Source organism: Bifidobacterium sp. POST2/T3 (B1), from assembly GCF_058197115.1.
In genome coordinates this window covers 1-8568 of the sequence record NZ_JBVPQK010000096.1, presented here as the reverse complement: position 1 = coordinate 8568, position 8568 = coordinate 1, and the positions used below count along the sequence as shown (strand labels likewise).

Annotated in this window: 7 protein-coding genes; 3 read left to right on the top strand and 4 right to left on the bottom strand. The window is 53.0% G+C overall.

Translation table 11 applies throughout. The features are described 5' to 3' along the window. Positions 1 to 42 precede the first annotated feature (42 nt). Positions 43 to 720 (top strand): phosphate signaling complex protein PhoU, encoded by a 678-nt coding sequence (phoU, locus tag AC0AP0_RS06135; RefSeq protein WP_110413333.1) that lies wholly within the window; start codon positions 43 to 45, stop codon positions 718 to 720. A gap of 90 nt (positions 721 to 810) precedes the next feature. Here the strand turns inward: phoU and AC0AP0_RS06130 are convergent, their stop codons facing one another. Genes AC0AP0_RS06130 through AC0AP0_RS06120 form a run of 3 tightly spaced genes read right to left on the bottom strand, consistent with a single transcriptional unit; the run spans position 811 to position 3904 of the window. After that, entirely contained in the window at positions 811 to 1665 is an 855-nt protein-coding gene (locus AC0AP0_RS06130) for a carbohydrate ABC transporter permease (RefSeq protein ID WP_416518175.1), read from the bottom strand. Positions 1666 to 1718: 53 nt separating this feature from the next. Further along, positions 1719 to 2615, bottom strand: coding sequence for a carbohydrate ABC transporter permease (locus tag AC0AP0_RS06125; protein ID WP_110413661.1), 897 nt, complete (start codon positions 2613 to 2615; stop codon positions 1719 to 1721). A gap of 14 nt (positions 2616 to 2629) precedes the next feature. After that, a complete protein-coding gene (locus tag AC0AP0_RS06120) occupies positions 2630 to 3904 on the bottom strand; it encodes an ABC transporter substrate-binding protein (protein ID WP_490429726.1) in 1275 nt (424 codons plus the stop codon). Between the two features lie 338 nt (positions 3905 to 4242). On the opposite strand from AC0AP0_RS06120, the gene AC0AP0_RS06115 reads away from it, so the two are divergent. Further along, positions 4243 to 5256: a LacI family DNA-binding transcriptional regulator gene (locus tag AC0AP0_RS06115; RefSeq protein WP_490429725.1), complete on the top strand. Its 1014-nt coding sequence runs from the start codon at positions 4243 to 4245 to the stop codon at positions 5254 to 5256. Between the two features lie 919 nt (positions 5257 to 6175). Continuing rightward, a complete protein-coding gene (locus tag AC0AP0_RS06110) occupies positions 6176 to 7726 on the top strand; it encodes a hypothetical protein (protein WP_490429724.1) in 1551 nt (516 codons plus the stop codon). Between the two features lie 176 nt (positions 7727 to 7902). Here AC0AP0_RS06110 and AC0AP0_RS06105 read toward each other — a convergent pair. Then, positions 7903 to 8568: phosphoglyceromutase (locus AC0AP0_RS06105; RefSeq protein WP_490429723.1), on the bottom strand; the 666-nt coding region annotated here is incomplete at its 5' end.

Below are 8568 nucleotides of genomic sequence, written 5' to 3'. Positions count from 1 at the left end.
GACTGTAGTCATATCGTTGACCGAGGCCGAAAGGGAAGAACAATGCGCGTGATTTTCAACGAGGAGCTGGGGCTGGTGGCCGACGACCTCGATCGGATGGCTGCCAAGGTTCGCGATGCCATCAAAAAAGCCGGACGATCCCTGATGGACTGCGACGTAGAGACGGCCCAGGAAGTCATCGACGGGGATGCCGATATAGACAACCTCCAAGCCAGCATCATCGATCAATGCATCAGGCTCCTGGCCAAGCAGAGCCCTGTGGCCACTGATCTACGGGTGGTGGTCTCCACGCTGAGCCTGTCAGCAACCTTTGAACGTATGGGGGACCTGGCCAGGCACATTGCTGAGACTGCAAGGCGCTCTTACCCCGAACCGACCCTGCCTGCCGAGGTCATTCCCCTGTTCAAACAGATGCAGGACTTTCTGGATGTCATGGCAGACCGTCTGGTCGAGATGCTCTCCGACAGGGACACGACCATAGCCGAGCAGATCATTGTCAGCGATGACCAGATGGACAGGCTCCACCAACAGACATTCGGCTATGCCCTCTCGGACGACTGGAAGGGAACCAGGCAGCAGTTAATCGACCTGGTCTTGGTGGCACGATTTATGGAGCGTCTGGGAGACCATGGCGTCTCGGCAGCCCGGCGCGTGGTCTACATCGTCTCAGGCTTCGACCCTTCCAAGGATCCCAAGGATCTCGACCTCGATCTGGACTGACCGGACAACAAAGAGGCGGCCCGTCACCTGACAGCTGGTCGGGTGGCGGGCCGTTCCTCTTCTACGCAACGGTATTGAACCCAGATTCGCCTACTTTACAGAGCCGCGCACTACTCCGGAGATGACCCACCGCTGAGAAAATATATAGACGATCAACAAGGGAGCCATAGCCATCAGATAGGAAGCAAAGGCCACGGTGTAGTTGGTGTTGTATTGTCCCTGGAATACGTATTGGGCCAAAGGCAGAGTCCTGGCACCGGGGTCAGTAAGCACCACCAGAGGCATGATGAAGTCGTTCCATGCCCATACGCAGGTAAGTATTCCCACGGTTGCATTCATCGGCATCAAAAGCGGGAAAATAATCTGCCAGAACACCCTCCAGGTCGATGCCCCATCAACCCGGGCGGCCTCTTCCAGCTCCATGGGGATGGAATGCAGGTAAGTCGTATACAGAAAGATGTTCATCGAGAACCCGTATAACGTATACAGCACAATCAGTCCTGCCTGATTATCAAGACCAAGCAATCCCGTTTCCTTGACGACCGGGAGCATCACGATAGGGAACGGAATGAACATGGCTGCCAAGAAGTAGTAATAAGCAATCTTAAAGAAGGGCCTGTGCATGTTCCGGGCTAGCGCGTAGGCCAAGACCGAACTGGTCAACAGAGTCAGCACAACCGAGCACACCGTGATCATGGCCGTGTTCATAAGCGCTCTGGGGAAATTGGTTCGGGCCCATGCCTCTGCAAAATTGCCCCAATGCACTGGATTGGGCCATTCAAAGCCCGTCCCCTTAGCCAGCTGTTCAGGGCTCTTAAGCGCGACCGCCACAGCAAAATACAGGGGTACAAGAACAGTCAATGAGCATACTGCCACCAGGGCTGTCAACCACCAATTGACCCTATGGAGACGCCTTTCATGGCCTTGTCGTGTATGTGGATTCATGCCTGAAGGCTTTGTCGGAATGGCATTCATAACTTGACTGGAGGTCATAGCGCTTAATCCTCCTTCGGATTAAGGTAACGAAGCTGTATAACTGAAAGAGCCGTAATGATAAGGAAGAGAATGGCTGCATCGGCAGACTGGTAGGCGAATTCGCCGCCAGTAAATCCACCTTGATAAATCTGCAGAGTCACCGATTCAGTAGCCATTCCTGGCCCACCATCGGTCAAGGCCACTATCTGATCGAAGGCCTGCATGAAGTTCTTGATATTGAGCACCACGTTTATGGTCACGTAGCCCATGATCAAAGGCAAAGTGATGGATTTGAACGCCTTGAACCCTGTGGCTCCATCGAGCGAAGCCGCCTCATAGATATCGGCAGGAATAGTCTGTAGGCCAGCAAGATAAATGATGATCGCAAAAGCGCAAGCCTGCCATACCGTCACGATAACGATAGGCACCCAGGCCCAGTGCTCATTGGTCAGGATATTGTCCCTGAGCAGAGGAACCGCTGAGAAGATCTTCGGCACTGACTTGGAAAAGAAGAATTGGAAGACATACCCGATGATCAGCATGGACAGCACATAAGGAATGAAGAAGATGCCCCTGAACAGATTCCTGGCCTTGATCCTGGCATTCAAAGCCAGGGCGATCGCCAATGAAATGACATTGGTCAGGATTGTAGCTACCAGTGAAAAGAAGATGGTGAACAAGTATGAGTGGAGAACCCTGTCATCCCCAAAGAGATTGACGTAGTTCGACAAGCCCACCATGTGCCATTTTCCGTAACCGGCATAGTTGGTGAAGCTGAAGAAGATACCTGCCAGCATGGGAATGGTGTGGAAGATAGCAAAAAGGATGATAAAAGGCCATACCATCCAGTAATAAGTGGCTTCAGCAAATCGACGATGCTTGTGAGTGCCCGCAGCCACTGTTGTCTGTGTCGTAGTCATGCGTTTGCCTCCGATCACTCGATGGTCCTGGCTGCAACCTTGCCCCACTCTTTGTCGAGTGTGGTGAGGGCCGAATCCAGGTCGCCGTCCAGCATTGCTTTGTTCAATATCGGGTTGTAGCTGATGCTGGAGGGTATCTGGTGATCCGCATATCCCTGGATCCTGCCAGAATCTATCCAGTATTTGGCCGGCTTCATGGCCGGATTCTCATCAACAGGAATAGATGAGAGTGAAGGAATGAGTTGTTGCGACTTTACAAAACGACGTTGAACCTCATCCGAATACAGATAGTTGATAAAGGCCATGGATTCCTTCTCGTGCTTGGGATGCGCCCCCATGGTGATCGCCACATCTCCACCAGAGACGAGAATGGCCTTGTCGGCCTCGTCCGTCGGATATGGGAAGAAGCCTATGTGCATTTTGGGGTTGATTTGCAGGACCGGAGCCATGGACCAGTTCCCCGCCAAAAGCATGGCTCCCTCACCCCGCGCGAAGGCGGAAGTTCCGTCCTCATAGGTCATGGTTCTCACGTCTTTGGTCGAATGCTGGTAAATCCAATAGAGCCGTTCCATCAGAGGTTTGAAGTTTTTCTGGAAGGAAACGGGCGAATCCGGTCCTACTTTTTTACCTTCAGCACGCATTTTGTCCCAAAACCCGTTGTTGTCGTAGTAAGGGGCCAAACCATCGAAAGGCGTTGAAACACGATTGGGGTCGCCCAAGGTGCCAATGAAAGGGGCAACGCCGTCGGCTTCCAGAGTGGCAACTGCCTGCTCAAGATCCTTCCATGTCTTAGGCACCTTGACGCCATGCTGCTTGAACAGATCTATGTTATAAGTAATACCGCATACGTTGCCGGCATAAGGCACGATATTTATCTGCTTGCCATCTCGTCCCAATCCATTGATCACGGATTGCATGACCGGGCGGATCCTATGGCTTATCGATGTGTTGCTGAAATCATAAAATACCCCGGCCTTGGCCATCTTGCCCATGCTTCCGTTGGGATTCAGCGCTATGACATCAGGCGTGCGATCCTTGACTAGAAGAGCCCTCAAGGCTGTGTCGGCTGAAGAGACCTGATTCTGCACCACTTTGATGTTCGGATGCAGTCGCTCAAAGTCCGCAATAATCTTAGTGTAGTCTTCTACCGCCTCTGGTTTGGTTTGGAAGAAGCTGAGCGTCGTCACATTGGCGCCTCCAGATCCACCGCATGCCGACAGAGGCGCAAGAGCCACGGCAGTAAGAGCCGCCGCAAGCACGCGCATAACTGTGTTCTTCGTCATCTTCATTGACGTTTCTCCTCTGCCCCGTTCGAACCGTCGCGCTGCAAGCAATAGGACGGCTCGACCTGTGGTTAGGCCAGTCGAAATGGAATATACAGCAACCCTCATTGGCATTTCGGCCAGTTGATGTAAACGTTAGCACGCAAGTAATAGCCCTGCAAGTTCTTTAAGAGCCAGCCATTCAGTCAGTTTCCCGCGTATTAGGTCTAATTCAGACTCATAGAACCGGTTCAAAAACAAGTCTCTCTTGTAAAGAACAAATATATGATGTATACGTATCCATCATTTGAGTAGCCATGATAAGATTTTGCAGGTAAAAGCCCTGGGAAAAACAGGAGGGCATCGTGGGCGCATCCATTCAAGACGTAGCAGATCGTGCCGGGGTTTCAATAGCTACAGTGTCACGTACTTTTACCCTCCCCGACAAGGTTCTCCCGCAAACAAGGGAAAAAGTCCTCAAGGTCGCACAGGATCTGGACTACACCATTTCACGATCTGCTTCAGCATTGAAATCGGGCAAGTCGGCAAGAATCGCCTTCCTGACCGGCGGAGAATTGGATTCCTGGTATGACTCGCATGTTCTGGCTGGCCTCAATTCCATCCTCCATGACGCAGGGTACGACATCGCTCTATACGCCGTTTCGGATGCGCAAGAACGCCATGCATTCTTTTCGGATATGTCTATTAAACGCAATGCTGATGCTGTGCTTGTGGTCTCTTTCCAAATACCCTGCACAGAGGCCGACAAATTAGCCACGACAGGCATCCCGCTTATCGGGATCAACACTGAGCCAATTCCTGAATTTTCGGCAACCATAGGCATAGATGAGACCAGTTGCATGGAACTGGTCATCAACCATCTGGTCAACCTTGGGCATCGTAAAATCGCCTATGTCTGTCTGGATCCGGAGACAGAACATTTCAAATGGAACGGTCAGGCACGTCTGCGGGCATTTCGCTCTATATGCTCCAAACTAGGAGATCGGGTGAACCCCACAGTTGTATACGCTCCCAAGGACGATACCCGCGCGGACTTCGCCTTATCCCAGTTGGCCAGGTTGGACCAGCACCCAACAGCCATAATCTGCATGAATGATGAATACGCCCTTCCTCTGCTTTTCTGCATGCAGCGTTCGGGATACACAATCCCCCGAGATGTATCGGTTGCAGGTTTCGACGATTCGACTTACGCCCATGAAATCGGTTTGACCACTATTCATCAGGATCCCTATGAGATGGGAAAGTCATCCGCTCAGACGCTTCTCAAATTGCTAGAGGGCGAAAACCCTGACATGAACATGCAAATTCAGCCATCCTTCCTGGCCGTGCGCAATACAACCGCCCCTCCAGAGCACTGACTCTCAGCCGCCATATCAAAAGTTGAGTTTTCATAGGACCAGCGCTCACAATACCAAACCATCCGAAACACATGATGTGGCAGCTGGTTCACAAGGTCTTTGGCCTTTGCTTATGTATACGTTATCATGTGCTTAGAAGCATGGATGTAGCCATGTGGACTCCATGACCATGGATGGGCCATCGAGCATGCTATGAAGCGATACCCGCGTCCCACAAACTTGCTGAAAGGAGCAGTTGATGCCGTCGCCAACCTCGGATCAACAAGAAAATAAAACGGAGAAAACCTTGATGGGATTCAATGCGAAAGGTGCCGCTGGCAATCGTGCTAGCTTCTTTGCCGCAGCAGGCCTCGAATGGCCTGACGACATGGTCATGGAATACGATCTGGGCAGATACACTGATTATCCTTTCAGCGTCGATATATCCAACAATCGCCTTTTGGCCGCCCTAGACAGAACTGGACAGGTGCGACGCGCAGTTGTAGCAATAGGACGCGAGGACGTGCGAGGCAAGACCATTCCTGGTGTCTACGTGTACAAGAAGCTGGCTTTCTGCCAAGGACACATTGGAATGCAGATTAATTGCATGAACCGTCAATGTCCATCACCTGCACTCAGTTTCATCGACGATCTCATACCTGTCTTCGATGCCTCGATAGGCGATCTGCACAGCCAGACCATCGTCTTTGTGCCCCAAGAAGGCGCCAGCAGACCTTTGTGCCTTATTCAGCTTTGCCAGCTCGCCAATCGGGGGACCACGCCTTTAGACGTAAATGTATCGATTTTGTCGTCAACACGGGGCAAGGATGGGACAGTTGCTCTGCCCTTGAAATTCAATCTTTTGAGCGAATCAGAAAGTCCTATCACAAGCGGCACATCCAAGACTATGCTCAGGCTTGATCCAGGAGAAAGTCGGAGCGTGGCCAGTGTCTTCGATTTTTCAGAGCAAGAGGATGGCCTTCAGATATTTAACACCATTCATGGATGCCGGACAGCTCTGAAAGCGACCTTGAAAGCCCGTAAGGGCAGCTTGGGCAAGGTCCAGATTCCGGAAGACCCATGGTACGGTGATCTCATCACCCGGTCGGCTGAACTAGCCCGACAAAGTCTTCTCCTGCAAGCAGACGGCAAGGCAGCTGGCTCATTCTGGGGATCCAACGCCAATCCACTCCCCGACGTATGGACCAGAGACTTCGGCTACTGCGCCATGGGGCTGGTCGACAGCAATCCTGACCTGGCCAATCCCATGATCGAATTTCTTGCGCAGTATGGCATTCCTGACCAGGCTTGGGAACGCGAGGCCCGAATGCATCCAGAAGCAAGCGGATTCGAACACTCCTTAGGCAATTCCTGTCTCGCCATAGTTCTGGCTTCTATGTTGGTTCACCGGCATGGCCGCACAGCATTCGCTGTGAACCAAAAAATATTCGCCCAATACGTCCGTAGGCTGGCCGCCGATCTTATCGCTGAACGACCTGAGCAAGGGCAGCTTTATGAGACTCTTTACATTTCGGACGGGCCGTCACGCGGCGACTACCATACCGGGTCCAACATACTAGCCTGGAAGGCAGCCACGGTCATGGCCGAGGACTTTTCGGATCTTCTGGATGCCGATCAGACGAGACAGCTGAAACAGATCGCTGAAGAACTTCACCAGTCGCTTGGTCAGAAATGCGTCCGCAGCATTGATGGCAAGCCCATGTATGTGGAAGGAACCAACAGGGATGGGAGCATCATCGGCGTCCATGACGGAGAGGAAAGCGACCTGACACTGGCCTCCGTTTACGGATTCACCAGCCGTGACGACGAACTCATCCGCAATCACGCCAGATGGGCCCACAGCACCAGAGACCCGTATTATGCGCCGATCACAGGAGGGATCGACTTCTGGGATTTTGACGACAGCAACGGAATTACCTATCCTGGCCATATCCATGGGCTCTGCAGGGCAAATACGCGGGAAGAACTCAAAGATGCCCTGCTTGAGCTCCGCAGAACCACTGATCTGGATGGATCCTTCTGGTGGTGGCCATTCGAGCATGCTGAGCAGGAACCCACCAAGGTCAAACGAGGTCTGGGCAAGTGCGGCTGGTGCGCGGGTGAGTTTGTCAGTTTCTTCCTGCATGACATCATGGGAGTCGAACGCGATCAAGAGGCACGAAGCATCAGAATCGCTCCTTATACGCCCTGGCGTCATTTCAGCTGGAAAGGACTGGCCTTCTGTGGTGGTCAGGTGGACTTCGAGCAAGTAGACGACACACTTCACTTCACCAACAGGACCGATGAGACCCTGCATGCCTATTTGCAAATCTCCATGCAGCCGGACACAATGTTGGAAGATGTGACACTCAATGGTCAAAGTAGACGATACCAAGCCAGCGTCATCCATCTTCACGATGGATCCGCAGTCGGCGTAGAGGAAGAGGTCGAGCCCGGACAAAGTGTCGCCTTGACCATCCGGACCAGATAGGCAGCAAGATTATCAGGGGTGAGAGCATCGTTTTTGCTCTCACCCCCGGCTCAAAAGGCATCAGGAATATGAAAGGTGGCGCCCACCACAAAAGTAGAGGGCACCACCTCTAATGACTTTGGACACTCTGCGTCCAAAGTCCGATTCACATCATCGGATAAATTATCTATAGAATTTCACTTCTGGCCCTGGGCCGCCACAGCAGCGGCACCGGCGGCGGCTGCCTCCGGATCCAGATACTCGCCACGAGGCTTGATGGGCTTGAAGTTCTCATCAAGCTCGTAGACCAGAGGAATGGCCGTGGGAATGTTGACCTTGGCAATCTCATCCTCAGTCAGGTTGTCGAGCATCTTGACGATGGCCCTCAGCGAGTTGCCGTGAGCGGCAATCAGGACGGTCTTGCCAGTCTTGAGCTCCGGGACAATGTCGCTCTCCCAGTAAGGGGTGACGCGCTTGACCACGTTGGCCAGTGCCTCGGCGCGAGGCACTGGGGCTCCGGCATACCGGGGATCATGGGACTGCGAATATTCGTCGTCAGGGTCGATCTCGGGCGGCGGGGTGGCATAGGAGCGGCGCCAGAGCATGAACTTCTCGTCACCGTACTTCTCACGGATCTCAGTCTTGTTCTTGCCCTGCAATGCTCCGTAGTGACGCTCGTTCAGCCTCCAGTCGCGCTTGACGGGGATCCAAAGGCGGTCAGCCTCATCCAAGGCGATGTTGGCGGTGTTGATGGCGCGGCGCAGCAGCGAGGTGAAGACGATGTCCGGCAGAACACCCTTATCCTTGAGCAGCTTGCCGCCCTTGCGGGCCTCCTGCTCGCCCTGCTCGGTCAGCGGGACGTC

What these genes read in the sequence shown, in the direction of transcription:
- phoU (WP_110413333.1), top strand. Translation starts at nt 43, where the DNA reads ATGCGCGTGATTTTCAACGAGGAGCTGGGGCTGGTGGCCGACGACCTC.
- AC0AP0_RS06130 (WP_416518175.1), bottom strand. Translation starts at nt 1,665, where the DNA reads ATGAATCCACATACACGACAAGGCCATGAAAGGCGTCTCCATAGGGTC.
- AC0AP0_RS06125 (WP_110413661.1), bottom strand. Translation starts at nt 2,615, where the DNA reads ATGACTACGACACAGACAACAGTGGCTGCGGGCACTCACAAGCATCGT.
- AC0AP0_RS06120 (WP_490429726.1), bottom strand. Translation starts at nt 3,904, where the DNA reads ATGAAGATGACGAAGAACACAGTTATGCGCGTGCTTGCGGCGGCTCTT.